This is a genomic window from Lachnoanaerobaculum saburreum DSM 3986 (assembly GCF_000185385.1).
GTDB lineage: Bacteria > Bacillota > Clostridia > Lachnospirales > Lachnospiraceae > Lachnoanaerobaculum > Lachnoanaerobaculum saburreum.
This window is the reverse complement of sequence record NZ_GL622296.1, coordinates 378,620-402,456: the sequence shown is the minus strand read 5'-3', so window position 1 is coordinate 402,456 and position 23,837 is coordinate 378,620. Positions and strand designations below refer to the sequence as shown.

Below are 23,837 nucleotides of genomic sequence, written 5' to 3'. Positions count from 1 at the left end.
GCCTTTTATAGACTTTAATATCTTTCCAAGAAGGAGTGTTTGATACCGTCTTTCTTATAGGCTATCACTGTATCCAGGCTGACATTCTCCACACTTCTGAAGATATTTTTCTCAATATATGGGTTCTTTGCAGCCAATTCCCTTATAAGTTTCTTTACTTGCGCTCTCATAGAGCCCTTGTCACCGGTCTCAGATATAGAGCAGTTATCTGTAAGTCTACAGGCACATCTGATAAAACTAAGTTCATTATACCTTGCCCAATGTATTATATCATCTTCCCTTACAAGATAGAGCGGTCTGATAAGTTCCATTCCTTCAAAGTTTGTAGAATGCAACTTCGGCATCATAGTCTGTATCTGAGCTCCATACAGCATGCCCATCACAATAGTCTCAATCACATCATCAAAGTGATGCCCCAAAGCAATCTTATTGCAACCAAGTTCCTTTGCCTTAGCATAGAGATGACCCCTTCTCATTCTTGCACAAAGATAACATGGAGATTTTTCATCCTCCGCCACAATATCATATATAGAAGATTCAAACACTGTTATAGGTACATCCAATAATTTTGCATTGTCAAGTATGGTCTGATAATTGATATCATCATATCCGGGATTCATCACTAAGAATACAAGTGTAAAGTTTTTTTTGCCATGTCGCAACAACTCCTGAAAAAGCTTTGCCATAAGCATAGAATCCTTGCCTCCCGATATGCACACCGCAATCTTATCACCGTCCTTTATCAACTCGTACTCATTGACAGCAGCAGTGAACTTTCGCCAGATACTCTTTCTAAACTTTTTTATTATACTTCGCTCAATATCCTTAGCTTTATTGATATCCCCGGACTTTTCACTCTCATTTTTTAAAAACTCATTCAGCTTAAATTTCATATAGGCTTCATATCCGCCTCTTAGATTGTATATATTCTCATAGCCTAAACTCTCAAGCTCTTCAGTCAGATACTCAGTCTTATTACCTGTCGCACAGACTAAACATATTCCCTTGCTTTTATCAAATTCCTTAATCCTTTCAAATATCTTATCTTCTGCTATATTGACAGATTCCGGAATATTGCCTCTTATAAATTCATGCTCAGGTCGTATATCAATCACTGTCTTGTCAAATTTATCCAACAGCTTCTCTATATCAATTTCCATCAAATCTGTTTCCTTACTATCAAATAGTCGTCATTATTCCTGTAATACGGACAAGTAGAGTATTTACTGCTTTTCAGTCTTACATAATCATCTTCATCCATATCTACATCACATATATAACCCTCTGCATCCTCGTCATATATATAATTTATACAAAAATCACAAATCATAGTATTCTGTTCTTATTTGCCTCTTTTTACCTCTCTCTTACACTCCTAAGGCGCATACTCCCTTAGCCAAATATTTTCCGCATCTCCAAAAGCCTGCTTCCACTGATTACAGCCTCAAAAGCCGAATACCGTGCAGCCCTCTCCCTTTTAGACAGCAATACCTTGTCAATTTTTTACTCCGTCCCGGTCTGTTTATTGTATATTATATTACACAAAGTTTCAATAATAAAAAGAGCCCCTAAGGGCTCCATATATTATATTATCAGTCTTCCTTAGAAAACTCATCCTTGCCTACTCCACATACAGGGCAAACAAAATCATCAGGGAGATCCTCCCACTTTGTTCCCGGAGCTATTCCGTTATCAGGATCTCCGACTGTCTCATCATATTCCCATCCACAAACATCACATACATACTTCATAAATTACACCTCTACTTTCCATAAACCATGTAAATTGCAATACTCATAAGCTGCTACCAATTTCTCACCGTCCTGCAAAACAAACTCAGCATGTGGCTTATCCTCAGGTGTAAGTCCCTTATACTGCTTACCAAGATTTGTCTCAATCATGATAAACTGAATATAATGCTCCTGTGTCATAGGATGATCAACACTACCTACATTAACAACAACCTTATTTCCCTCAACAGTAGCCACCGGTACATGCTTTTCCTTAGCTCCGTCTGATGTATTGGCTTTTAAAGCCTTCATATCTTCACCACAACAGTTAAATGAGCCTTCACCATCAACTACAACTGAGACAATCTTTCCACAGTGTCCACAACGATAAAACATATTTCCTCCTTATTTCTTTGCCTTTAACAAATCTCTTATTTCCTCAAGAAGGACAATGTCATCTGCCTTTTTAGGTGCCTCTATCTTAACCTCCTCTTTCTTCTTAAATTTTTCTATAAGTCTTACAAAGAGGAATATACAAAATGCAATGATAAGAAAATCAACTACATTCTGGATAAATGTGCCGTATGCTATAGCATTCTCAGCTACATCACCATGTTTAGGAGTGATAATAAACTTTAAATTTGTAAAGTTTATACCGCCTGTCAGTATGGAGATGATGGGCATAATCATATCCTTAACCAAAGATGTCACTATCTTACCGAAAGCAGTACCTATGATAACGCCTATTGCCATATCCAAAACATTACCCTTAAAAGCAAACTCTTTAAAATCTTTTAACATTTGTCCTCCTATCTTCAGTTGTGCATGAGCTGAATATAAATCAATCAGTAGATTTAATTTTGCACAACCTCAATGTGCTATTATTATGTATCATATTTTAAAAAAAGTCAAGCGGTAATAATAAGAATTATTCCTATAATTTTATTATCAATAATATTTTCTAAGTTTAATTCTCCAGCATCCTAATCTCTTAGCTAAAAATAAAAAAGAGAGACACCCTCTATCAGAAGATATCTCTCTCGCATTAGATTTATCAGATGCCATGAGGCTTCGCCACGCTCCACCTCAAGCCTATAAAAACCTTTTAATTATATGAGATTATTCCTCAAGGCGAATCCAATCTATTGTATAGTTAGATGTCTTAACCTTGTAGTCATCTCCATCCTTCTTTGTACCGCTCTTAACCATAGCACCTGTTGTGTTAACAACATAAGCCTTAGCCTTAGCAGGAAGCTTTGTTAACTTAAACTCTGTATAGTCAAGGTCACCGTTTGACTTCTTAACCTGCTTACCGCCGTCACCATATGTTATAAGTGCATCTTCAACGCTCTGCTTTGAGATAAGTTTGTTGTCACTGTCAAGTACAACAACCTCAATCTTATTGTCGTTGCCAGCCATAGCAAGCTTTCCGCCGATATAGAACTTGTGGTCATCCATACCGATGATTCCTGCACCCTTGTTTGAACCGTTCTTCTCAAACTCGAATGTAAGCTTCTCACCGTCAAGTTCAACAGACTGCTTACCTGTCTTCATAGAACCGTCATCACTTCCACCGAAGAAGTATGTTCTAAGCTCTCCTGAAGTAAATGTTGCCCGATTAGCTGCTACAAATGCATCAAAGTTATCCTCTGTGTCATATGCGTTCTCATCATCAACCTTCTGAACGATATTCTTTGTGCTGTATCCTGAACCTACCGCATTACCTTCCATCTGAAGTACTACAAATCCGGTAATCATTCTGCCATACTCATCAAATGCATACTTCTTACCGTTGATAGTCTTGATCTCGTTTGTAACAAGCTTACCGTTGTTATCTGCATAGTACCAGTAGTCGGCACCGTCCTCATACTTATTCCTCTGTAGATAGTAACCGGGAGTTGTCTTGAACCAACCCTTAGTGTGTCTAGCACCGTCCTCAGGTGTTGAGTAGTTCATGAATGTGTTGGAGTATGTTGCAATACCCTGTGAACCGCCATCCTTCTTAGATGCGTTAGATGCTGTAGCCTCTGTAATCCATCCGGCATTCATACGACCGTACTCATCAAAGCCATACTTTCTACCGTTGATTGTCTTACCTGTAGCGTTCTTCTCCTTCTTACCTGAAGCCTTGAAGTAGAACCATCTTGTCTGATCCTCATCCCAGTAGTTGTCACCCGGCTGAAGGTCTGCCGCCTGGTCATCTGTTATAGAAATCTCTTTCCATCCCTCTGCCATAGCACCGTCGTTCTCATCTCCGAAGTAATAGTCGGCTTCCTGCCAAGCATTGTCGTCATGCTGAGTCTCACCGTCTTTTACCCAACCATACTGCATCTTACCGTCAGTATTGAATGTATACTTCTTACCGTTGATAGTCTTTAAAGAAACATCACTTGTAGATGAATCGCTTCTCTTATAAGCCTTACCGTTGGCACCGAAGTAGTACCACCACTGATTCGGCTCATTCTCGTCACCGGCATTCTCATTGTCAACTGCTACCCAACGATTTGTAACCATAACACCGTTTACATCAACGTAGTATGTACTGTCATTATCATCAATAAGTGAGTCAACAGCCATCTCGCCGTTGTCATCAAGATAATACCAGTAGTCACCTGACTTCTGCCACTGCTCTGTTACTTTCTCTTCATTTCTGTTATAATATACCCATGTACCGTTCTCCTGTTGCCAGCCTGTAGCGGCAAATGCTGTCATAGCTCCGCCTACTGAGAGAACAGCTGCTGCAGAAATCAATGCAGCAATCTTTGTTTGCTTTCTCATAATGAATGCATCTCCTTTTTGAAATCCTTTTAAAAATCTAATGCGTCCGGTAAGGGTTCTCTTTTAGTCCCTTTCCTTAAAGACACTAGTAGTATATAACTTTCTTTTGTCACTTACAATATATTTTCTTTTTCTGATTTCTTACGAAAATATTACAAAACTATACTTCCTCTGTGAATATGTGTACTTATCTTATCTATTGTGCTAACATGTTCAATGTGTATATTTTTTTATTATTTTTGAACTTGTGCAAGGAGTCGTTATGGAAAAATACGCTTATTTACTTAGAGAAATATTTGAATGTAGTGCCGTTACACAGAGAGAACTGGCAAAAAAACTGTCGCTTTCACTCGGCAGTGTCAACACTCTTATAAAGGAAGCACTTTCACTTGATTATATAGCCAGGTCTGAAAACAAACTGATTTTGACCGCCTCCGGGCTTGACTGTTTGTCTGCATTTAAGGTGGACAGAGCCGTTATTATGGCGGCAGGTTTCGGTTCAAGATTTGTTCCGCTTACCTTTGAAACTCCAAAGGGACTTCTGGAGGTATTTGGCGAAAGGATGATTGAACGCCAGATTAAGCAGCTTCATGAAGCGGGCATATATGATATTGTTATTGTAGTAGGGTATCTTAAAGAGCATTTTGATTATCTTATAGACAAATACAATGTAAAGCTTGTATACAACCCGGACTACTCCGCTAAGAACAATATCTCCACATTGCACTATGCCGCAGAATATATTACAGGCTCAAATGTCTATATATTATCTTCAGATAACTGGATGCGTACAAATATGTACCACCGCTATGAACCTTATTCATGGTATTCTTCCGTATATATGGAAGGTGATACAAATGAATGGGTATTAAAATTTAATAAAAGGCATGAGATTACAGATATTACTGTGGGCGGCAGGGATGCCTATGTGATGTATGGTCCCGTATACTTCAGTAAGGACTTTTCTCATGTATTTATGCCAATCCTTGAAAAAGCTTTTGCCGCTCCGGGCAGTGACGACTGGTACTGGGAAAATGTCTTGATGAATGAGATAAAGAATAAAAACATGGCTTTGCCCGCTATGCATATCAACCCTCAGCCTCCAGGTCAGGTGTATGAGTTTGAAAATCTTGAAGAGCTTCGCTCATTTGATGATAAATACAAGGAAAACAGCGGCAATGTTGCACTTGAAATTATTGCAAAAGTATTTGACATTCCACAAAGTCATATAAGAGGTCTTCGCACTCTAAAGGCAGGCATGACCAATAAATCATTTCTTTTTGAAGTGAATGACCAAAGCTATATATGCAGAATTCCCGGCAAGGGTACTGATGTACTTATTGACAGAAAGCATGAGTATGACTCATATATGGCGGTAAAGGAGCTTCATATTACAGAAAAAATCATCTATTTTGATAAGGAAAGCGGATACAAGATTTCAAAGTTCTATGAAGGTTCAAGAAATGCCGACCCTAAGAACACTAAGGAGATGAGCAGATGTATGGAACTTCTGAAAAGTCTGCATGACAAACATATACAGGTCGGTCACAACTTTGATATTGCAGAGAGAATAAAATATTATACGGAACTTTGTAAAGAAAGCGGCGGAATATCTTTTGAGGATGTAGATTTTGTACAAAAGAATATGAAGATATTACTTGATGTTCTTGATAAGATGAAGTCACAGACCTGTCTATGTCATATTGACAGTGTTGCCGACAATTTTATTATTACGGCAGATAACAGAATAAAACTTATTGACTGGGAATATGCAGGTATGGCTGAACCTATAATAGATATAGCAATGTGTGCTATTTACTCTTATTATACTAAAGAAGAGGCTGATGCCCTTTTGGAAAGTTACTTAAAAAGACAACCTACTGCTTGTGAGTATAAAAAACTCTATGCCTATATGGCTCTAAGCGGTTACCTTTGGGCATTGTGGACTGTATATAAATCAAATATCGGTGAAGAATTCGGTGAGTACTCTCTGAAAATGTATAGATATGCCAAAGATTTCTTTGTGGAGGCAATGAGCGATTAACAAAAATAATGAGCCGGGAAGCCAAACTCCCCGGCTTTTTTCTTAATCTACGCTTACACTTATTCCGCCTCTTCTCTCACTTGGCTGAATAAGCACTGTCACCTGATCATTTCCAAGCCACTCGAAAGTATAAGACTCGCCTGATGCCTGTCCTATAAAGGTCTTCCATGATATATCCGCTCTAATCTGCGGATCTCCCATACCGTTCTTACTGAACCAGCATATTACAGCGTCAGGATCTACCGCAATACTGTCCATTGATTTTACATTTGATAAAACCAGCGGATTGCCGTCAGATAAAAGTGCAACATATGCATCATTTCCTCTGCCTACAAGGGTTGTGGTGGCAAGTCCCTTTTGTGACAACACACCGATTCCCAAAAATCTTACAGAGTAGTCACAGTCATTTGTAAATGCCAAAATATTTTCAGACTCCACAGATACGGTCTCTCCTACAGCAAGTTTATATACCACCACATGTTGCCCATAGTTTGCATAATATGTGGTGGAATCTCCCTGCATATTTACCTTCATAAGGGGTATATTCTCACCTGCAACTCTTCTTATCAATTGTCCGAATATCGCCTGACCTATACTGCCTCCCGGTCCAAGTATCATCTTCTCAAAAGAATAATTCTTTGCTCCGGCATTTTCACCTGCTATAAAGGCTCCAGCCTTTGCAATCAATGTATCACTGCCTTTGCAGGTAACCTTCAGTGTCAACTCATTAATAACTTCAAATGTCAGCATAATTCCTCCTTATTCGACCGCTACTCCGTAAAATTCACAAAGACCTGCCAGATCCTTGTTTACCCCATTGCCTATTGCATTAAACTTCCATGCTCCATTATGTAAATATATCTCACCCATCATCATTGAATTGATATTGTTATAATATTCCTCTACCAAAAATGATGCCAGTTCCGTATTGTTTACCGGATCCACTATCTGAATATAGGCATCCTTTAACATACTGAAATTCAGTGAATTCTCAAGTGCATCATTGATAGTCATTACAAAGACTATCTTAGCTACTGACGGATTTAGAATACCTGTATCTATATCAAACACTTCCAATACATTTGCAGTCTCCACATTCTTAAATAATACACTTTTTTCCGGACTGCTCTTTTGACCATAGAAAACAAAATAGTCATCACCCACGACTTTTCCGCTTCCTGACAATAAAAACGCAGATACATCCACATCACATGCCGGATTATTTACATTCCAACCGAAATTCACCTTTATTTTCTTTGAACTGAAATTAATCGGCACCTTCTGTCCCTTTGAAACTTTCTTTGTAAGACTTGGCAATGTGATATGCTTAACATTTACGCTTTCAGACTTGCCGGTGCTGTCAGTTTGTATATTTTTTTGACCGGCTCCTTCCACACCGTTATTTTGTAAAGACGCGGCATTTTTCTTCTTATAATATGAAGTGTTTAAGATACTCACATTTTCACCTGTCAGTACAATACCCTTTTTTTGATTCAAATTTGCCAAGCTTCCTGCATCAATCGGTTTTGTAATATTCATTACAAAATTACTCATATTCACCTCTCTTTCTTACCCGACATCCAGACCGGAGTGATATGAGTAATTTCCTATATTAGCTAGTAATCTATGGAAATCTGTATCTTCCAGTCTTTCCGGCATTATTTCTATATTTAAAAGTTTAAATATTTCCTCACATCTGTTAATACATCTTTCAAACAGCTCCGGAAAGCTTTCTCTGGAGTAAACAGTATTATCCCATGGATTTATCCAAAGCTCATGATTTAGATTAAAGGTCTTTTTAGCATCCGGAATATCATCTGAAAGTATCTTTTGTGAAACTATAGGTGTTTTCAAAAATATTGACTCTATTGCATTTATCCTGTTCTTTTTCCTGCCTGTAGGATCTGCAAATGTCCTCACTCCAAATCTCATCGCAAGTACAGATCTGTGTACCATTGCAGGTGTCACCCTGAAATTGTTCTTATATGTTATCGGATAATATGTTTTATTGATCACTCTTGCAAGAAAGTCCGATACAAACTGTATTTCAAAGCCGTTGAGTGCCAATGTCGCCGCCTGATTGAACTCTGAAGTCTTCTTTTTCTTATACTTTTGTAAAAGTAATGTATCTATATCATTTTCAAGTGCCGCATGCATACCGTATATATAGGCACTGTTTTTGCCTCTTTCATGTCCAATTCTTGCATAGACATATGGATGGCAAATATAATCTCCCACATAGTGACAAAGAAACCCTGCTATATAGCTGATTGCCTGTTGCTGCTTTTGCATTGAGTCCATACCCTGTATCTCATACAACGCATTTGCAAAGAATTCATTTACATGACTTTCATGCATATATGAACCTACATTTCTATAATCTCTATGTCTTAATATCGGTATATTATAAAAGAACATATCAGGGCCTTGCAGACCAAGCTGATACAACCATCTATATTTAGAAATTATATGTTTCAGTCCTGAGTTTTCCAGTTCTCCGTATGCCTTTACACCCAAGATATAATGTGTTGTAAATCCCGGCATTTTTACTCCTTAATATATTCATAGACCTTAGTCAAATAATAATCTGAAAAAAGCCCCTCGTATTTATTATAAATTTTATTAAAAATATTTTCTACATCAAAATCCTTATTAAAAAAATCCTTATTAAAATCCTTATTAAAATCCTTATTCAAGTCCTTATGTGCAAAACCTATATCTGCAAGTTTTATCATAGATATATCAAAATCGCTGTCACCTGCCGCAAATACGGTTTCTTTGCCATATACCTCTATAAACCGCCTTACCGTATCCGCCTTATTTAAATTCTTCGGCATTATATAAAGCTTTTCCTTATTATATAAAATATCTACCAAATCAAGGTCTAAGCGGACTTTAAGATCCTCTACCACAGATTCCATATCGTCACATTTTGTAAATATAAATAAGTTATCTATATTTCTGCATTCAAACTTTCTTCTCTTATCCTGCTTAAGCAGTAAGAATGCTTTTTTCCTCTCATCATCCGAATCTTTTATAATCTCAAGACTTTTACCATACCAGATATCATCCAACCTGCCGTCTTTTAACAGTTGACCGCCGTTTGCACACAGTACATACTTTGGAACTATACTTAAGTTTATCCTTTTGTACTGCATATATGTTCTTGTAGTCACAGGAACTATAAAAAGTTTTTCATTTAATTGCTTTAAAAGTTCATAGGAATACTCCGACATAAAACTGTTGTCCTCTCCTTTATAAACTTCCACACTTATTCTGTTTCTTATATCTACCTTTTTTGAATAAATCAAAGTATTGTCCAAATCTGTAAACAAAATATTCATAGGAACAGTTTAACACTTTTTTATAAAATAGTCTTTAAAAAAATTTATATTATAAAAAATTATATTATAAAAAATTATATCAAAATCCCCCGGCTTTCACTGAGGGGATTTTTATCTGTTAAGTATAACTTGATTTAGAATTACTTAAAATGTAAAGTACTGTTGCTTTTTCTTTTTTCTTTTGCTGTCAAGTTTAAAAAAAATGCTATTATCGGTATAATACCTTGCTTAAATATAATAGTTATATCCAGACTGTAGGCACCGTATATCGCTGCAAGTATAACGCAGAAAATGGAAAACAACATAAGTACTTTATTTCTGCCAATCATACCGACTATAATACCAAGGCCTAAAAATCCGTTATATAAACCTTGATTAGCCGCCATGGAAACTGTCTGAGTCAAAAATTCCGCACTCAATGCAGGATCCACATTCATACCTGCTTTCTCCCAGTAAAACATTTCCAAAACCATTATCCCAAAGCACTCAAGTGCTGCCAATACTGCAAAAATCTTTGCCGCCTTTGTCATATCTACCTCCTTTAACTACTGTTCTTATGGTTCTTAGTGTTTGCCTATACCGCTCTTTTATAAGTCTTTCTACAGTCTTTTAAGTTTATCCGTCATCAATGTGTAGATATCTATGTCACTGTCAAATGTAGTCTTTATGATGTTTGCAATCTCATTTGTATACCCGGGTGCAACTATTATTATAGCTTCAAACTTTCTCTTTCGCGCCTCATCCGGTGAAATAATACCGATATGTGATGCAGGTGCAAATTTCCCCTGCTTAAAAGGTGCCGAATCTATAATGCAGTCCACATACTTTGCAATACCTGTAGTGGAACAAAGTGTAAAACCCTGATGTGACGCTCCCCATACGGCTATCTTTGAGTAGCTCTTTACCGTATCCAGTACTTCATTTGCAATATCGGTCTTTTTTAAAATAATACCGCCAACATCCGGCAGTTTTCTCTTTTTTACTATCATCTCAATAGTATCTCTGTTTACCGTTTTCGACTCAATTACCTCAAATCCGCTTATATTCAGTAGATGTGTGAGGCTGTCAAAACTATAGTAAGCTATATGGTCGGGGATTATCTCATAGAAGCTGTTCTGCTTTAAGATATACTCAAAGCTTGGTACCGTGATAAGTCCATACCCCCCTTCCACCAGATTATTGTAGATTGCTTTCAGATATGTTCTTGGATGCGGCTGATGCTCCAAGAAGTTAAATGACATAAAAGCATCAAACGGGCCGTCTTTAAATATATGATCTTCACTCTCCGGGAAATCTTCATCTACTCTTAGCCCTGCACTTTTAGCTAATTCTACAAGCTCTTTTTTATGCTCGGTTCCATAGCCTTCTACAGGAAAGCCCTTTAGCATCCCCAAGAATTCACCTCTTCCACAGCCGACCTCTATTATTTTCTTACCCTTTAGTGATGCAAGCTCTATAAAATGTCCGTACTCGCTTTTTCTGAGTTCTTCCATTGTAGTGGAATATCCTCCGGCTCTTATTACATCTCTATAGTAGTGTACCGCATCATTTTTTAATTGAACCAGATTGCAGTCCTCACACACACACAGTACCACTTCTATGCCGACATCCTTATAAAGTTCTCCTTTATGCGGAATATCCTGTGCACTTGCAGGCATATTTTCAATCTTCATAAGTTCATGTAATGAACCGTTACAACTAATACATTTTTTCATACATTTTTCCAAAACTATCTCCTATAACTATATTAAAGCCTTCAACTTTTGACTTTATAACTAATCTACATTTTATCGGAGTAATCTGTTATTCCCTTATCAAATCCGTAGTTTTCAATAAATCCCAACTTCTTCAGCGGTTCTATACCGGGATTAAGAAACGGCAAACCCTCACTTGCAACTTCTCTTTTTTCCACTACAATTTTACTGTCGCTTTTGAGTATTCTCTTCATATCTTTTACATAGTCCATAAGTATACGATTTGTTTCACCTGCTACATTAAATACAAAGTCATTATGCAAATCCTCTTTTGAAAGCAGATATACAGCCTCACACAGATCTTTGATATATATATAATTCCATGATTGTATACATTCTCCTATATGTACATCCTTATTCTCTTTAAATTTTTTGATACAGGCGGATATAAGCGAGGTCTCATGGTCTCCTCTTCCGAAAACCGAAAAAATACGCATATGGACATATTCTATATCCAAGCTGTTTCCAAGTTCTTTCAGTCTGCTCTTTAACTCAAGTTTTGCTTTGCCATATTCCGACTTGGGATTGACAGGTGAGTTCTCATCCTGCTTCGGTATCTTATTTATATCAAAGTCCTTGCCGTATTTTGTCACTATATCTGCCAGAGTTTGACCGTACTCCGCCTGTGAGCCTGCAAAAAGGAATCTTTTTGCTTTTCTTTTTTTGCAGACTTTCATAAGATTTATTGAGGCTTCTATATTTTCTCTTTGAATATCCTTATTCATCCTGCCCTCTTTACCGATACCGCCCCATGCCAGATGTATACATATATCAAAGTCACATTCCAAATTTTCTATTTCTTTCATATCAAGAACTATAAGTCTGAAATTATCATTTTTTTTGTACTTTTCAATTGCTTCTTTGCCTGCCGCATTTTCTCTTGCCAGTGCAAGTACAGTATCACCTTTTTTAAGAAAATATTCTACAAGATGCCTCCCCAAAAATGATGCCGCCCCTGTAATAAGTATTCTCATATTATTCAATAATCCTTGGTATTATCATATTCTCTTCCATCTCCTCATCAGATAAAAAAGGTGTCAAATCTTCAAGCGGAGGGCTGACCATCCTTCCGTCTGCAAGCTGCTTTCCTGACGATTTCGGTTCAAAATTTTGCTCCTTTGTCACATATGCCTCGCAGATAACGGGACCGACCGCCCTAAAGGCCTTGGCTATGGCATCTTCAAGTTCACTGTTGGTCTTTGCACAAAAATATGTAATACCATATGCATTTGCAATCTTTCCCATATCCGGGAATGAGAGGTCTCCACTGTCAGGTCCGATACCTACAAGCGGCTCATCTTCAAAGTACCTTGACTGTGTCTGTCTGATACTGTGATACCCCTCATTGTTTATAAGGAATATTTTTATATTCATCCTGTGGTGAACTATGGTCTGAAGCTCCTGTAAATTCATCTGTATACTGCCGTCACCTGTAATAAGTATCAGCTCTTTATCATATCTTTTGCCGTCAAGGTTTGCCATATATGCACCGATAGCGGCAGGCAAATCATATCCCATAGAAGCCACTGCCGAATTGGATATGAATCTCTGTCCCTTTTTGATGATATATGAATGTCCTCCTACAACACATGCAGAACCGTTGCCCACTACTGTGATTTGATTTTCTTTTGCACTGTCACCGATATATTTGATAAAAGCATAGACATTTGCCTTTTTACTGTCATCATTTTGAAGGAATTCATCCTTACATACCGGATATTTTTTCAGCCAATACTTGACTGTTTCAGTCCAACTCATATCATAAAGCCCCTTACCGCCTTCAAATACCGGGGTCTTTTCTTTCTTTAGAAAATCGATCAGTTGTCTCATAAATACTTTACAGTCTGTATGAACAGGAATATCTATATGTACTGTCGGTTTTTTCAGTTCTTCACCGTCTATATCATTTACTATTGTAAATGCTTCTCTTGCCCAACCTTTACAATTAAATCCCACCTGTCTTAGACTGAGCCTTGAACCTACCGAGAGAACAAGATCTGAATTTTGCACTGTAAAGTTTCCGGGTCTATCGCCGAAATTTCCGGGTCTGCCTGCATACAAAGGATGATCCACCCACATACAGTCCTCAGAATTCCAACCTACTACCACAGGAATATTAAGCAGATCTGCAAGCTCCAAAAACTCTTTATGTGCATTACCTATTCTTATACCGTTACCTGCATTAAACACCGGTCTTTTTGAATTTTTAATCTTTTCAACAATTTCTTTCAACACTTCATCCGATAAAGGCTTTGGCATATCAGATAAATCAAGTTTTGTTTTGTCGTCTAAATCTGTCTTATATGGTGATTCATAGGCCCAACCGTCTTCACCCGCCTCATACTTTTCCTTGTCAAATCCTATAAGCTCATCCTCTTCAATAAATGCTCCCTGTACATCCAGCGGTATATCAAGCCACACAGGTCCGGGTCTGCCGTTCATAGCAAGGTACATACATTTTTCTATAACATATCTTATCCTCATCGGCTCTATGACCATCTCACTGTACTTGGTCATACATTCTATAGATTTACAGATATCAAATTCCTGATCTCCCATAGCTCTGATTCCTGTATTTGAATATCTGGCAGTCCAGTCATATCTGACCTGACCTGAAAGTATAAACATCGGTATAGAGTCAAGCCAGCCTCCCAATACTCCTGTGATTGTATTACTGCCTCCGGGGCCTGTAGTCACACAGACCACTGCGATTTGATTGTTGATTCTGGCATAGGCTTCCGCCGCCATTGCACAGGCCTGCTCATGGTGATTATAGGTCATTGTCAATCCCTCTTGATGCCCAAGCCCGTTGTTCAGATGCATTGCACCGCCACCTGTTACACTGAAGCCATGACATATACCCAGCTTAACAAGCTTCTTTGCAATATATTTGCTTAATTTGATTTTCATAAATTTCTCCATGATAAGTACATAAGTTTTTATATCAAGTCAGTAAACCTGACCAAATTTTAAAAATTATCAATGCTTTGATTATACCATAAGATTGACAAGTATAATACTTCTTTTATCTTACTCCAATCTCTTTCTTTTTTCTTACAGTTTCTTACCATTATATATTTTCTCTTTTCAAATAAAAATAACTTGCTATAATGTAGATACAGGCTATAGGTTTAGTTTGAATATTTTGATGGAAAATGAGGTCAGTTATGTTTATTAAAAAATTTATGTCTATGCTATTACTTACTGCCACTATTTCCATGACTGTTGCTGTACCCGGCTATGCTGCCCTAAAAACTACAGACGCTAACTCCTACAAATGGAGTAAAACAGGCAGTGAGTGGAAAGTTGTTGACGGTTCAGGCAATCCTGCGACAGGTTTTATAAGCTACAATGATCAGATTTATTATCTGGATAAAAACGGCATTATGAAAACCGGTTGGATCAAGTCATCGGGTTCCTGGTATTACCTAAATGACAACGGTACATTGGCTCAAGATAAGTGGATTGATAATTACTATGTTGATGAAAGTGGCAAGATGACCAAAATACAGTAGTATAACTATAAAAACGGGGCATTGAATATTCAATGCCCCTGATGGTCATTACAGCCCGTTTACAGTTTCCTCCACTCTTTGACAAACTATCGGAAGATTTCCGTTTCCGGTTCTCAACTCATCAATCATTTTTTCTCATTTATATCTCTATCATATTTTGCATTTCAGAAGGGACATACCCAATCTCTTACTGTGTACTTAAAGTTTTATCGAATTCAGGTATCCTTTTATCTTTGCCTGTAACATCGGCACAACTTCTTTTTCAAACCATGGATTCTTCTTAAGCCAGATCAGATTCCTTGGTGACGGATGCACAAGCGGCAACAGCCTTGGTAAATACTCCTTATATGCTTTTACGGTTTCAGTCAGATTACTTTTTTCTCTATCCCCAAGATAATACTTCTGTGCATACTGACCTATCAGAATAATAAGGTCAATATTCGGCATTTCCTGTAACAATCTTGGATGCCATTTCGGGGCAAAATCTTTTCTTGGCGGCAGGTCACCGCTTTTTCCCTTTCCGGGATAATAAAAATCCATCGGAATGACGGCAAAAACATCCGACTCATAGAAGGTCTTCTTATCAACACCGAGCCACTCTCTAAGTCTGTCTCCACTCTTATCAAACCAATACTTCCCTGCCTCCTGTGCTTTGATTCCTGGTGCCTGACCTACAATCATCACCCTGGCATTTTGCGGTGCGCAAAACAGCGGTTTTATTCCCGCCTCAGTAAACTCCCTGTTCTCCTTATCTGCCATGATTTCATCAAAAATCTTTTGAACATTTTCTGAAAACATAAAATTCCTCACATTCTTTTTGGTGAACAATATCTATAAACTTTCTTACCTATGATAAACCAAAGCAAAAAAGTTTTCAAACTGAAAAACTTTTCAATACACTTAAAAAAATGTAGCCTCTTCAAATTTCACTTGACATTTCCTGCACCCTCAGAGTATACTCCTAAATGTGTGCGGGTGTGGTGAAATTGGCAGACACGCAAGATTTAGGTTCTTGTGGGAGACCGTGCAGGTTCGATTCCTGTCACCCGCAGTTTTTACAAAACTTGATAAAATCGTATTTTTTCAAAGAACGCTAGGAAATAGCCATTCCCAGCGTTCTTTTTTGTCTCTTAAAAGATTTATTTTTCTTCTAAGATACCTTGTTTTTCACAACTATGCAACACGAAATGCAACACGCTAACCTGCCATTTTTTCATCTGAATTCTTCTTAAGAACATCTATCGCTCTAGCAATTATACCAGGAACCGGAATGCCCATTAATCCTGCATTTTCAATGATACTTATTCCTTCATTTGCTATAAAAGCAATGATAACTGCATCCTTAATATATGTGGTTTTCATCACCACATCAAGCCTTACAGCAACTAAAACTATAAGTAGTGCAACACCCTTTCGGCACAGCCCCTTGAATCCCGCACGTGATTCCAGTGCTCCACTTTCAGATTTCTTACTCTTTTTAAAAATTCCGGCAACTATAATCCCTGTCACATAGTCTACCGACATAAAAATTATAAGTGTAATAAGCGCATCGCTCCATCCGCCAAACATAGTTGCTATAAATCCCCCTATCACTCCAACAATTGAATATAAAACATTTGCTTTCATATGAATCCTCCTATTCTATAAGCTCATACTCATCAAATTCCGGTGCCACTGTATCATATTCTTTCTGATACTTACCTTTATTATCTACCCAGTAGTAAAGCTCCTTATCAGAATCCTTTATATATCCACTTTTCGCCATTACACCACTGCTTGTGAGATAGTAGTCAGTACCATCAACATTTATCCATTTTCCACTAAGCATGGCTCCGTCCCGTGGATTAAGATAATACCATTCATCATTTTCCTGTTTAAACCAGCCTGTGATCATATAACCAGCTTCATCTGTCACATACCATCTATCACCGGATTTTATCCATTGACCTTTTAACACCACACCGTTAAGCTCATATATCCACTTGCCGTCAAACTGCACCCATCCTGTAAAGGAATTCTTTTTATGCATCTCACAAGCCTTATAAGCACACCAGCTTGTGAATTGCTCACACCAGTATGCCGGATGGTTGCCATCACAATTTTCCTTATACCATTCTCCATACTTGGTATAGTTATTTCTACCCACATTGGTATGTTTACCGTCAAGACCTGCATTGCTTGCCTTTTCCTCATAGCCTATTTCTTCGCAAGCTACTTTTACAAGTTCTTCAGCTGTACAGGTGTTGTCCCCAAACAATGGACTACAAAAACAATTGATTCTATTAGTTCCTCCCACCTCTGCTAAAGCGAAAGAATATTTTTTTCTTGCTACACATCCACCATTTCTATCAAAACTTACGGAACTTGTATTGCCTTCCACTGTTTCAATATTGTATCTGTCTCCAATCTTTTCCACAGATACAACAATCCCTACATGTGCCACTCTGCCAAGGCTCTGACTATAAAAGTATACCTTATCCCCAATATGTGGTTCTCTACTAATTCTTCCTTGTCTACTTAGTAAAGCTTTACCTGCCAGAGTGAACTGCGAGTAATCTCCACCCATAAGCTTTTTGCCTGCTAAAAACGCATTCAACATTATTTACCTTCTTTCTGTATAAAAAAGAGAGCACATTATGGCTCTCTAAAAACTACTTAATATTCTATTCTTTTTACCCTACGGAGTTAATCCAACAGGTGGCATAAGCATAGTAGATGCTCCAACTCCATTACCTATATCCGTACTTCCGATTTGCACAGACGCAAAATCATATGTTCTAAAGCTTGCATTCTCTCCCGGTGAGAGTCTAACACATGTATGGCTGCTTCTTGCTCTAAGCTTAACATCACCTATACCTGCATCACTATACAGTGTAGCAGGTACAGCTCCATAATCTGCCTTTACACGACTTGTGTCAACGCTTCTCCAAGTTCCATCAAGCAAGTTACTTTTATAATATGCTACTTGAACATAATTTGCAGGATCAGAAAAATTGGAAGTGTTTATTGTCTCTTCTTTTTGGACGCAAAGAAAAGATTTATCATTTGTATTATTAATATGCATTGTCGCATCCACCTGTGCCAGCTGGTATGAGCCAAGTACAATAGAGTGAAATATTTTATTCAAGGAATTTCCATCTGAAGTTCCCATAAACTGCCCACCCGACACAATGTCATTTTTTAATTGCTCACTTCCAACTCTAATATTTTGTCTTCCTTTACCAAACACACTTTTTAAATCTGTAGTCTTTGCAAATAAAATAAGTAAATCGGTAATCACATTCAGTATTGCACCTTGCAAAAGTCTATAGCCACGAAGCAGCTCATCACCTTTCCATAATGATACAGCTCCAACTAAATGTTGTATTTGTGTCTTATTTCCTGCAAACACCTCAGCCCCTGCTATACTCGTTAGAAATACACTGTTAGTATCTCCTGTACCGGTTTTCGACTTAAAAATGCTCATAACACTATCAGCTAACTTCGAGCCATAAAACATTGGCAGCCAAACTCCTTCTACCTCTTCAAATTTACTGCCGTTCCACTCTCTAAATCCGATAGCCTCAAAACCTTCTCTTTTTTCAAAACTGAACCACACATATCTATCATCACCATAGACTTCCTGTCTTGTATATACTCTTGGAAGCCACGAGTATGCACCACCCGGATACCTTGCATTACTTACATCTGAAGCAGATCCATCCAGCCTCTTTGTGTAGTCATCCTCATTCAACCTGTAATCACCAATACCGGCTTCAAGTACCATCCAAGGTTTATTGCCGGCAATCACGGGAAATTTTTCCCATGAACCATAATTTACTTTGCTTTGATCCAAATCCTGTGTAATTGGAGTAAAGTCCTTGTTTGCTCCAATATACTCAATCTTTTTTGCAGGATTAGATTCCCTCATGTGTTCAACGAATCCATACACCTGGTCATCCCTGACAATGTTATAAATTTTATCCTGCGTTTCTTTGTCTGCCAAAAATACCTTTGCCATTATTCTTCCACCTCCTCATAGTAGAAAGCACCATTGCTGACTCCAAGCCTATACTTTTTACCTGTTATATCATCTGTCAGAATAACTGTATTGACCTGTAGTGGTGCATCCATCCTAATTACAACCTTATCAGCATTTGAAACTTCGATTAAGAAATTTATTGCAATTGTAGATGGTAGCAGGTCGTTATAAGCCGGTAAATAGTCCCACTGATTATCATTTGCAATAGCAATTGCATATAGAATTTCACCTTCATCCGGGTCTTTTGCATATATACCCACTTCTTTGATATAGTATCCATTTTGCAAATTTCCACTTTCCTGCTTATTTGTAATAAGGAATTTTATAAAGACATTAGTATCATTTTGTCTCTTTAATGCTACAAACTTAAATTCCTGTCTTTGTGCCTTTAGAGCAGTTCTTTGGGTTAAATCATCAGATATACTATAGCTTCCATCTCCCGATACCGCTTTAGTTAACTCTATCTTTGCTTTATTTACCTGTGCTTTGGCAAGCAGGGCAATGCCTTTTTTTGTCAGAACAGCCTCTTTAAATACTCCAGCCATATTTTCTTACCTCTCCTACCTGTTATAAATTACTATTTCCGGAAAGCTTATCGCTGTTACACCTATATAAGACCCGCCTTTGACAAGCTCATCACGACTATTATAATTATATATGTTTCTTTCCGGCTTGCTTACTATTCCTGCACCCACCTTTTCTCTCATCCCTACATTACGCAAAATTGTAATTCTTCTGATATGCGACCTTGCATTTTTAACTTTTTGAATGAGATTTGCAAAGTAGAGCATAAGCTCCTCAGTCACCCTTGCCGCTGTCTGAATCTCAAAAGTTCCCGGTGTATAAGGTGGATCCGGGAAATCAAACCATTCTACAACATCACCATCTCCAAAAACTGTGTTTATCAGTTCTTTGACGGCACTTGGAGTTCCTGCTTTCTGATACCATACCAGTGCATTTTTTACAAGCTGTCTCTTTATATTGATTGGCAAGTTCTCATCATAATATTGTGTTCTAAACTCAAGAGCCATTAAATCCAATATATCATCTTCCATGTGGTCAATATCAGCGTATAGCAATGTCTGAATAGAAAACCTTATAATTTTCTCCATTGCCATCTTGTATGCATAGCTGATAGCTACATTACTTGGCTCAGACGAAAGCACCGAAGGTAAAACGGAAATAAGTTCAGCATCTTCATACTTAATCATTTTCAAGACCTCCATAAGTTACTGTCTGTGTATCAATGCCCGCCACTGAATTTTCATCAACCACTATAAAAACAGGGGATGTTATGTCTGCTCTCTTTGCTCCTGCATCAATAATTTTTTGCTTTAAAATATCAGGATTGATATCTCTTCCAATCTCAGCTCTTTGCCATGCAATATAGTCTGTTATTGCCTGAGTAACTTTCGCCTGTATTGTATTTGCCATTGATTGATCACTTTTATTGATATAATAAGTCAGGTTAATATTATATTTTTTTCTTGTAGGTGCAAGCACTTCAACTTTATCTGTCAACGGCCTTATATTTTCTCCTGACAGATATTCCTTTAGCTTATGTATTGATTCAGCTTCAGGTATTGCACCGTCCTTTAAAAGATATCGTATCTGAACGACTCCGGGCTCAGGACTTGTAATTCTTACATTGCTGATATCCGAACTGTATTGCCTTGTAAAGTATTCATATGAGTCCACAGAACCTGCAGTTGAGTATGACGCAGGAGCAATATATATCCTTTGTCTTAGTGACTCATCAGACTCTATGTCGGCTCCGTTCTCAGGTTTAGTTATATTCTTTGCACTATCTACAAAAGCCACTATATCAACTATTGTATTAAGGTCTCCAATATCATAATTATTAGTTGCTGCTCCTGTGATCGTGCAAGTCGCTTGAACATCTACATACTTCTTACCTACTGCTATTTCTGCATACACATCTGTAGCAAAATAAATATTATCTCCGGCAGTCACCCTTGTCCCTTTAGGAATTCCTATCGCAGATACTCTTTGAGTGGTCATTGAAAATCTTATTGTAGTTGTAGCACCTGTTGCAGGCTTCCTATAGATATGCTTTAGTGCACCAAGATTTTCCAGGTAGTCACCTCTGCTGTATTTTAAAAGCCCCATCTTGCCGGCATCATCCAAATACATATATCCCTGATAGATAAAGTATGCGCCTGTAAGCAATATTATTCGCCTATCATCTGCTTTACCAAGTACAATATCTTCACCTGTGATTTCCTTATATTTTTCTTTAAACCAGGCAATCATATCATCTGCAAGCTGCTCCATTGTATAGTTCTTCATAAAAGATATTTCAGGATAGTCTTTTATACTCTTTAGGTTACTATTCTCCAATGCCATCACCCCTCTCAAGGTATACTTTTATCTTTGTTTCTCCATCATTGGTATGCTTAAAATCCACACTGCTTACAGACACCCTTGGCTCAAATATTTCAACCTTTGCAACAATATCTGTTGCAATATCATTCTCAAGATCCACAGGAATTTTAGAAACATTATCAATTGACAGTCCCAGGCTTCTAATCAGTGGCACAGTACCTTCAGACAGTCTGAAGATATTATTCAAATTTCTAAGAATATCTTTGATTTCAGATTTGTCTACCTCATCTAAAAATTCAAACTGAAATTCATTCATATAATCTCCCTATCTGTATTCCGTCATTGTAATATCAAACTGCGCACTTAAGAGCTCGCCTTTTTGAAGTACAACTCCAAAACTCTCCGACACTGCTGTAATCATAGCTTTAGAACATATATTCCGCCTTCCGATCACAAGTGGAGCTATCACTCCTGATGTCATATAGTTTATGAGTCTCTTTTCAAGCTTCTTAGGTGACATTCCCCTTGTAGCAATAACTTTTATTGTGAATGTTATTGTTTGAAGATCGCTCCCCAGTAATTCAACTAAGGGTTTGCCACCAATTATCTGATGTAATGTAGTTCTGACTCCGAAATCCCTTTTAAATCCGTTAAATGTAAGGATTCTTTTATCACTGGTTTCAAATTTAAGATAAGGCCCCCAGTTTCCAATCTTTGCCATTTGTCCTCCTACTTAGCAATAATCTCTGCTAAACTGATACTTCCCGACTTGTCTTTGAAATTTAATACTCCATTACTTACATTTATCTCTGCCTTTGGATCGTCTCCGGCGTAAAACTTCCCAAGAATTACTGCCGTTGAATTATCATTGCTCATGTGGGCAACCACTACTGCATCATCTTTTTCGAATGTCTGTTTTATCCCTGCAAAAGCCAATACCGGAAGTTCTGTGGTTGTTTTCCCGGTATCCGGATAGGTGACAGACACTCCACCACTTCCAATACTGCTTACAAATCCTATTCTTATCATTATCTGCCTCCTATAATCGTTCAAATATTTTGTAGGCACTAACCTGCATCTTATGGCCCGAACCTCCTGACAGCTCATGGCTGACCTTAGTTACATAGTACTTACCGTCAATCCTTCCCATGCCTTTTACCTCTATATTGCATGAAGCCACAATATTGGCATCTCCTAAAGCTGTAAACTCTAAAGTTACAGCCTTTTCATTTTCAGAGTTAACCTTTGCCTTTGCAATTCTCTCAGCTTCTTCCTTGCTGTCAGCCTTTTCATTAAGTATTAAAAGCCTTGTTTCATCTCCGACAGTTACAGATATAACTTTTGTTTTTTCCTTTTCATCTTTAGCATTTTTATCTACCTGTGTGTATGATATCTTTGCTCCGGTATATGTACCTACAAGAGTTGTATTCCAAGCCCACTCTTCAAAGTCGTGCTCTGAGTATGTTGCAGTTATACCTCTTCCTTCATAAATAGTCTTATCAAAGATAACCAAAGCCTTTTTATAAATCTTTATAAAGAGACCTTGGTCATTACAAAGTTTTGATATGAACTCACTGTCAGATTGCTCTTCCTGATCTATCTTTTCGATTATCGGTTCCCCTGCCCAGAAATAGAGGTCAGTCATACCATATTTACCTTTTATCTCTTCTGCAATCTGTTTCACAGTGACCTTCTCCCAAGTCTTGCTTACTTTACCTGTCTGAAAGCCCTGACTTGCCGGAAGGGAAATTCCTTTAATACTGCATTTATGTCCACTGCTTCCACCTGAATATGTAATATCATCTATTGTAAAGTTTCCACAGTGATACTTCTGATATGTATTGGTGCCTGTCATGTTGTGAAAGAATATGCTTACATCAAGGTCATGCTCTTTTTCCGGGACAAAACCTTTGCCCATTGCCCAAGCAGCATTTCTGTCAGCCAAATCTATCGTGATTTCATCTGCACTTCCTGAATCATTGTCGGTATACGATATACTTTCACATCGGCTTGACAGACCTACCTCCACTCCGTCATAAAGTATTTGATATGTAACTTTTCTAGCCTTTTGCATTAAGCATAGTCCTCCATGTTGGATAGTCACTTGGCACAGATTGTCTGATTATATTTTCTTCATCAGGTAGCATGAGCTTTACTCCTGCAGGGAATATGAAAGTATCAAGTTTATCCCTATTTAAGTCCATAATCTTGTCACACATATATTCGTTTCCATATACCTCATATGCAATCTGGTCCCATGTTTGACCTTGAATTGTTGTATATACTCTCATATACTCCTGCCTTT

General features: G+C 37.8%; 28 protein-coding genes and 1 tRNA gene. 3 read left to right on the top strand and 26 right to left on the bottom strand.

The features are described from left to right. Positions 1–14: 14 nt before the first annotated feature. The 6 genes from HMPREF0381_RS01995 to HMPREF0381_RS01975 all read right to left on the bottom strand — a co-directional run bounded on the left by HMPREF0381_RS01995 (position 15) and on the right by HMPREF0381_RS01975 (position 4,508). Entirely contained in the window at positions 15–1,160 is a 1,146-nt protein-coding gene (locus HMPREF0381_RS01995; RefSeq protein ID WP_008750195.1) for a rhodanese-like domain-containing protein, read from the bottom strand. Then, a complete protein-coding gene (locus HMPREF0381_RS14950) occupies positions 1,160–1,330 on the bottom strand; it encodes a DUF6472 family protein (protein ID WP_008750194.1) in 171 nt (56 codons plus the stop codon). Before HMPREF0381_RS14950 ends, HMPREF0381_RS01995 begins: the two co-directional genes overlap by 1 nt. Before the next feature lie 262 nt (positions 1,331–1,592). Further along, positions 1,593–1,751 (bottom strand): rubredoxin, encoded by a 159-nt coding sequence (locus HMPREF0381_RS01990; RefSeq protein WP_008750193.1) that lies wholly within the window; start codon positions 1,749–1,751, stop codon positions 1,593–1,595. A gap of 3 nt (positions 1,752–1,754) precedes the next feature. Then, entirely contained in the window at positions 1,755–2,126 is a 372-nt protein-coding gene (locus HMPREF0381_RS01985; protein WP_008750192.1) for a desulfoferrodoxin family protein, read from the bottom strand. Between the two features lie 9 nt (positions 2,127–2,135). After that, positions 2,136–2,531, bottom strand: coding sequence for a large-conductance mechanosensitive channel protein MscL (gene mscL, locus HMPREF0381_RS01980; protein WP_008750191.1), 396 nt, complete (start codon positions 2,529–2,531; stop codon positions 2,136–2,138). A gap of 318 nt (positions 2,532–2,849) precedes the next feature. After that, a complete protein-coding gene (locus HMPREF0381_RS01975; protein ID WP_008750190.1) occupies positions 2,850–4,508 on the bottom strand; it encodes a cell wall-binding protein in 1,659 nt (552 codons plus the stop codon). Positions 4,509–4,770: 262 nt separating this feature from the next. Here HMPREF0381_RS01975 and HMPREF0381_RS01970 point away from each other — a divergent pair, with 262 nt between their 5' ends. Continuing rightward, positions 4,771–6,552, top strand: coding sequence for a sugar phosphate nucleotidyltransferase (locus tag HMPREF0381_RS01970; RefSeq protein WP_040461042.1), 1,782 nt, complete (start codon positions 4,771–4,773; stop codon positions 6,550–6,552). Positions 6,553–6,594: 42 nt separating this feature from the next. Here the strand turns inward: HMPREF0381_RS01970 and HMPREF0381_RS01965 are convergent, their stop codons facing one another. From HMPREF0381_RS01965 to HMPREF0381_RS01930, 8 genes are all read right to left on the bottom strand, one after another. Continuing rightward, complete coding sequence (locus tag HMPREF0381_RS01965) at positions 6,595–7,302, bottom strand: AIM24 family protein (protein WP_008750188.1); 708 nt, start codon at positions 7,300–7,302, stop codon at positions 6,595–6,597. Positions 7,303–7,311: 9 nt separating this feature from the next. Further along, a complete protein-coding gene (locus HMPREF0381_RS01960; protein WP_008750187.1) occupies positions 7,312–8,106 on the bottom strand; it encodes a TerD family protein in 795 nt (264 codons plus the stop codon). Positions 8,107–8,121: 15 nt separating this feature from the next. After that, entirely contained in the window at positions 8,122–9,096 is a 975-nt protein-coding gene (locus tag HMPREF0381_RS01955) for a zinc dependent phospholipase C family protein (protein WP_008750186.1), read from the bottom strand. A 2-nt stretch (positions 9,097–9,098) separates the two neighbouring features. Beyond that, positions 9,099–9,896, bottom strand: a complete 798-nt coding sequence (locus HMPREF0381_RS01950; RefSeq protein ID WP_008750185.1) for an HAD family hydrolase — start codon at positions 9,894–9,896, stop codon at positions 9,099–9,101. A gap of 140 nt (positions 9,897–10,036) precedes the next feature. Continuing rightward, positions 10,037–10,426 (bottom strand): DUF1304 domain-containing protein, encoded by a 390-nt coding sequence (locus tag HMPREF0381_RS01945; RefSeq protein WP_008750184.1) that lies wholly within the window; start codon positions 10,424–10,426, stop codon positions 10,037–10,039. A 69-nt stretch (positions 10,427–10,495) separates the two neighbouring features. After that, on the bottom strand, positions 10,496–11,611 hold the full coding sequence (locus HMPREF0381_RS01940) for a class I SAM-dependent methyltransferase (protein WP_008750183.1): 1,116 nt from the start codon (positions 11,609–11,611) through the stop codon (positions 10,496–10,498). A gap of 65 nt (positions 11,612–11,676) precedes the next feature. Beyond that, positions 11,677–12,624 (bottom strand): NAD-dependent epimerase/dehydratase family protein, encoded by a 948-nt coding sequence (locus HMPREF0381_RS01935; RefSeq protein WP_008750182.1) that lies wholly within the window; start codon positions 12,622–12,624, stop codon positions 11,677–11,679. Between the two features lies 1 nt (position 12,625). Continuing rightward, positions 12,626–14,560, bottom strand: coding sequence for a thiamine pyrophosphate-binding protein (locus tag HMPREF0381_RS01930; protein WP_040461041.1), 1,935 nt, complete (start codon positions 14,558–14,560; stop codon positions 12,626–12,628). A gap of 257 nt (positions 14,561–14,817) precedes the next feature. On the opposite strand from HMPREF0381_RS01930, the gene HMPREF0381_RS01925 reads away from it, so the two are divergent. Continuing rightward, the gene (locus HMPREF0381_RS01925) at positions 14,818–15,165 is read left to right on the top strand and encodes a choline-binding protein A (protein ID WP_008750180.1); all 348 of its coding nucleotides are present in this window, start codon (positions 14,818–14,820) and stop codon (positions 15,163–15,165) included. Between the two features lie 198 nt (positions 15,166–15,363). Here HMPREF0381_RS01925 and HMPREF0381_RS01920 read toward each other — a convergent pair whose 3' ends face one another. Further along, positions 15,364–15,963 (bottom strand): uracil-DNA glycosylase family protein, encoded by a 600-nt coding sequence (locus HMPREF0381_RS01920; RefSeq protein ID WP_008750179.1) that lies wholly within the window; start codon positions 15,961–15,963, stop codon positions 15,364–15,366. Positions 15,964–16,136: 173 nt separating this feature from the next. Between HMPREF0381_RS01920 and HMPREF0381_RS01915 the strand changes: the two genes are divergently transcribed. After that, a tRNA-Leu gene (locus tag HMPREF0381_RS01915) sits at positions 16,137–16,216 on the top strand. 146 nt (positions 16,217–16,362) lie between these two features. On the opposite strand, the gene HMPREF0381_RS01910 is transcribed toward HMPREF0381_RS01915, so the two are convergent. From HMPREF0381_RS01910 to HMPREF0381_RS01860, 11 genes are all read right to left on the bottom strand, one after another. Further along, positions 16,363–16,791, bottom strand: a complete 429-nt coding sequence (locus HMPREF0381_RS01910; RefSeq protein ID WP_008750178.1) for a phage holin family protein — start codon at positions 16,789–16,791, stop codon at positions 16,363–16,365. A gap of 10 nt (positions 16,792–16,801) precedes the next feature. Beyond that, positions 16,802–17,764: a cell wall-binding protein gene (locus HMPREF0381_RS01905; RefSeq protein ID WP_008750177.1), complete on the bottom strand. Its 963-nt coding sequence runs from the start codon at positions 17,762–17,764 to the stop codon at positions 16,802–16,804. Positions 17,765–17,842: 78 nt separating this feature from the next. Next, complete coding sequence (locus HMPREF0381_RS01900; RefSeq protein WP_008750176.1) at positions 17,843–19,165, bottom strand: hypothetical protein; 1,323 nt, start codon at positions 19,163–19,165, stop codon at positions 17,843–17,845. Beyond that, positions 19,165–19,731 carry a phage tail-collar fiber domain-containing protein gene (locus HMPREF0381_RS01895; RefSeq protein WP_008750175.1) on the bottom strand — a complete coding sequence of 189 codons (567 nt, stop codon included), beginning with the start codon at positions 19,729–19,731 and terminating at the stop codon, positions 19,165–19,167. The genes HMPREF0381_RS01900 and HMPREF0381_RS01895 overlap by 1 nt, the downstream gene beginning before the upstream one ends. A gap of 15 nt (positions 19,732–19,746) precedes the next feature. Beyond that, a complete protein-coding gene (locus HMPREF0381_RS01890) occupies positions 19,747–20,397 on the bottom strand; it encodes a phage tail protein I (protein ID WP_040461038.1) in 651 nt (216 codons plus the stop codon). Beyond that, positions 20,390–21,553 (bottom strand): baseplate assembly protein, encoded by a 1,164-nt coding sequence (locus HMPREF0381_RS01885; protein ID WP_008750173.1) that lies wholly within the window; start codon positions 21,551–21,553, stop codon positions 20,390–20,392. The genes HMPREF0381_RS01890 and HMPREF0381_RS01885 overlap by 8 nt, the downstream gene beginning before the upstream one ends. Continuing rightward, positions 21,537–21,848 carry a GPW/gp25 family protein gene (locus HMPREF0381_RS01880; RefSeq protein WP_008750172.1) on the bottom strand — a complete coding sequence of 104 codons (312 nt, stop codon included), beginning with the start codon at positions 21,846–21,848 and terminating at the stop codon, positions 21,537–21,539. Before HMPREF0381_RS01880 ends, HMPREF0381_RS01885 begins: the two co-directional genes overlap by 17 nt. A gap of 9 nt (positions 21,849–21,857) precedes the next feature. Further along, positions 21,858–22,253 (bottom strand): phage tail protein, encoded by a 396-nt coding sequence (locus HMPREF0381_RS01875; RefSeq protein WP_008750171.1) that lies wholly within the window; start codon positions 22,251–22,253, stop codon positions 21,858–21,860. 8 nt (positions 22,254–22,261) lie between these two features. Beyond that, positions 22,262–22,561 (bottom strand): hypothetical protein, encoded by a 300-nt coding sequence (locus tag HMPREF0381_RS01870; RefSeq protein ID WP_008750170.1) that lies wholly within the window; start codon positions 22,559–22,561, stop codon positions 22,262–22,264. Positions 22,562–22,571: 10 nt separating this feature from the next. Next, a complete protein-coding gene (locus tag HMPREF0381_RS01865; RefSeq protein ID WP_008750169.1) occupies positions 22,572–23,606 on the bottom strand; it encodes a phage late control D family protein in 1,035 nt (344 codons plus the stop codon). Then, complete coding sequence (locus HMPREF0381_RS01860) at positions 23,593–23,823, bottom strand: tail protein X (RefSeq protein WP_008750168.1); 231 nt, start codon at positions 23,821–23,823, stop codon at positions 23,593–23,595. Before HMPREF0381_RS01860 ends, HMPREF0381_RS01865 begins: the two co-directional genes overlap by 14 nt. Positions 23,824–23,837: the final 14 nt, after the last annotated feature.

What these genes read in the sequence shown, in the direction of transcription:
- HMPREF0381_RS01945 (WP_008750184.1), bottom strand. Translation starts at nt 10,426, where the DNA reads ATGACAAAGGCGGCAAAGATTTTTGCAGTATTGGCAGCACTTGAGTGC.
- HMPREF0381_RS01995 (WP_008750195.1), bottom strand. Translation starts at nt 1,160, where the DNA reads ATGGAAATTGATATAGAGAAGCTGTTGGATAAATTTGACAAGACAGTG.
- HMPREF0381_RS01970 (WP_040461042.1), top strand. Translation starts at nt 4,771, where the DNA reads ATGGAAAAATACGCTTATTTACTTAGAGAAATATTTGAATGTAGTGCC.
- HMPREF0381_RS01870 (WP_008750170.1), bottom strand. Translation starts at nt 22,561, where the DNA reads ATGATAAGAATAGGATTTGTAAGCAGTATTGGAAGTGGTGGAGTGTCT.
- HMPREF0381_RS01940 (WP_008750183.1), bottom strand. Translation starts at nt 11,611, where the DNA reads ATGAAAAAATGTATTAGTTGTAACGGTTCATTACATGAACTTATGAAG.
- HMPREF0381_RS01955 (WP_008750186.1), bottom strand. Translation starts at nt 9,096, where the DNA reads ATGCCGGGATTTACAACACATTATATCTTGGGTGTAAAGGCATACGGA.
- HMPREF0381_RS01935 (WP_008750182.1), bottom strand. Translation starts at nt 12,624, where the DNA reads ATGAGAATACTTATTACAGGGGCGGCATCATTTTTGGGGAGGCATCTT.
- HMPREF0381_RS01895 (WP_008750175.1), bottom strand. Translation starts at nt 19,731, where the DNA reads ATGGCTGGAGTATTTAAAGAGGCTGTTCTGACAAAAAAAGGCATTGCC.
- HMPREF0381_RS01950 (WP_008750185.1), bottom strand. Translation starts at nt 9,896, where the DNA reads ATGAATATTTTGTTTACAGATTTGGACAATACTTTGATTTATTCAAAA.
- HMPREF0381_RS01890 (WP_040461038.1), bottom strand. Translation starts at nt 20,397, where the DNA reads ATGATTAAGTATGAAGATGCTGAACTTATTTCCGTTTTACCTTCGGTG.
- HMPREF0381_RS01925 (WP_008750180.1), top strand. Translation starts at nt 14,818, where the DNA reads ATGTTTATTAAAAAATTTATGTCTATGCTATTACTTACTGCCACTATT.
- HMPREF0381_RS01990 (WP_008750193.1), bottom strand. Translation starts at nt 1,751, where the DNA reads ATGAAGTATGTATGTGATGTTTGTGGATGGGAATATGATGAGACAGTC.
- HMPREF0381_RS01885 (WP_008750173.1), bottom strand. Translation starts at nt 21,553, where the DNA reads ATGGCATTGGAGAATAGTAACCTAAAGAGTATAAAAGACTATCCTGAA.
- HMPREF0381_RS01975 (WP_008750190.1), bottom strand. Translation starts at nt 4,508, where the DNA reads ATGAGAAAGCAAACAAAGATTGCTGCATTGATTTCTGCAGCAGCTGTT.
- HMPREF0381_RS01905 (WP_008750177.1), bottom strand. Translation starts at nt 17,764, where the DNA reads ATGTTGAATGCGTTTTTAGCAGGCAAAAAGCTTATGGGTGGAGATTAC.
- HMPREF0381_RS01860 (WP_008750168.1), bottom strand. Translation starts at nt 23,823, where the DNA reads ATGAGAGTATATACAACAATTCAAGGTCAAACATGGGACCAGATTGCA.
- HMPREF0381_RS01920 (WP_008750179.1), bottom strand. Translation starts at nt 15,963, where the DNA reads ATGTTTTCAGAAAATGTTCAAAAGATTTTTGATGAAATCATGGCAGAT.
- HMPREF0381_RS01910 (WP_008750178.1), bottom strand. Translation starts at nt 16,791, where the DNA reads ATGAAAGCAAATGTTTTATATTCAATTGTTGGAGTGATAGGGGGATTT.
- HMPREF0381_RS01960 (WP_008750187.1), bottom strand. Translation starts at nt 8,106, where the DNA reads ATGAGTAATTTTGTAATGAATATTACAAAACCGATTGATGCAGGAAGC.
- mscL (WP_008750191.1), bottom strand. Translation starts at nt 2,531, where the DNA reads ATGTTAAAAGATTTTAAAGAGTTTGCTTTTAAGGGTAATGTTTTGGAT.
- HMPREF0381_RS01880 (WP_008750172.1), bottom strand. Translation starts at nt 21,848, where the DNA reads ATGAATGAATTTCAGTTTGAATTTTTAGATGAGGTAGACAAATCTGAA.
- HMPREF0381_RS01875 (WP_008750171.1), bottom strand. Translation starts at nt 22,253, where the DNA reads ATGGCAAAGATTGGAAACTGGGGGCCTTATCTTAAATTTGAAACCAGT.
- HMPREF0381_RS01930 (WP_040461041.1), bottom strand. Translation starts at nt 14,560, where the DNA reads ATGAAAATCAAATTAAGCAAATATATTGCAAAGAAGCTTGTTAAGCTG.
- HMPREF0381_RS01965 (WP_008750188.1), bottom strand. Translation starts at nt 7,302, where the DNA reads ATGCTGACATTTGAAGTTATTAATGAGTTGACACTGAAGGTTACCTGC.
- HMPREF0381_RS01985 (WP_008750192.1), bottom strand. Translation starts at nt 2,126, where the DNA reads ATGTTTTATCGTTGTGGACACTGTGGAAAGATTGTCTCAGTTGTAGTT.
- HMPREF0381_RS01900 (WP_008750176.1), bottom strand. Translation starts at nt 19,165, where the DNA reads ATGGCAAAGGTATTTTTGGCAGACAAAGAAACGCAGGATAAAATTTAT.
- HMPREF0381_RS01865 (WP_008750169.1), bottom strand. Translation starts at nt 23,606, where the DNA reads ATGCAAAAGGCTAGAAAAGTTACATATCAAATACTTTATGACGGAGTG.
- HMPREF0381_RS14950 (WP_008750194.1), bottom strand. Translation starts at nt 1,330, where the DNA reads ATGATTTGTGATTTTTGTATAAATTATATATATGACGAGGATGCAGAG.